This is a genomic window from Methylomonas sp. LWB (assembly GCF_001856095.1).
GTDB classification, from domain to species: domain Bacteria; phylum Pseudomonadota; class Gammaproteobacteria; order Methylococcales; family Methylomonadaceae; genus Methylomonas; species Methylomonas koyamae_A.
On sequence record NZ_MKMC01000079.1, the window covers coordinates 1 to 866 of the forward strand.

The 866-nt window shown below is 62.2% G+C and carries 1 protein-coding gene; it reads right to left on the reverse strand.

Going from position 1 to position 866, the window contains the following annotated elements:
- A partial coding sequence (locus tag BJL95_RS21690; RefSeq protein ID WP_139306377.1) for an IS66 family transposase occupies positions 1-866 on the reverse strand: 866 nt, incomplete at both ends.

Here is an 866-nt window from a genome sequence, read left to right on the forward strand (position 1 = left end):
CGGCCTCGACAAAATAACGCCGCGCATGCGCCCAACAGCCGAGGTGAATCGCACCCCGGCTGGCGGCAATGGCGTTATACACCTCATAGCCGTCGCTCATCAGTACCGCGCCGGGTTTGATGCCTTCATACAACGGCTGCGCATGCGTTCCGCCGCGCCCCGGCGTGTAGCTGAACAGCCGAATCGGCGGTCCGGAGCCGGTCATTTGTGCCCACAGATAGCTTTTGCTTTGCGCGGCTCGGCCGGATTCTTTGAGCACTTGAACCACGGTTTCGTCGCCCAGGATCAGATCGGCATCGAGCAGATGGTCGCGCAGCAAGTTGATGATGGGTTGCACTGCGTCGCCAACCCGCACCATGCTGGCCGCCAGCGTGTTGCGCGACAGATCGCCGCCGAAACGGCTCAACAGCGCGGCTTGCCGATACAGCGGCAGGCTATCCTGGTATTTGGCGGTGACGACCCAGGCTAATGCCGTTTCGGTGAGTAAGCCTTTGGGGATGATGCGAACCGGTGCCGGCGTCACGCGAATGCTTTCATCGCAGCACGGGCAGGCATATTTGACGCGGTGATGTTGAATGACTCGCACCTGTTGCGGCACGATGTCGAGCTGCTCGCTGATTTCAGCGCCGATTTCCACCAGACGAGTACCGTCATGCGCACAGATGCGTTCGGCTTCCGCTAATTCATGGCGCACGATCTCACGCGGCAGATGCGGATCGAGCGGTTTGCGACCGCGTTTCTTGCGGCGGTGACCGGCCACCTCGACCGCTTCGGGCGTGGCTTCCTCGGCGATTGGAGCACCGTTCGGCGCCAACACTTCGGCTTCGTTCAGGAACAGGTCGCGCTGGGCCGGATTGGCCCGCGCC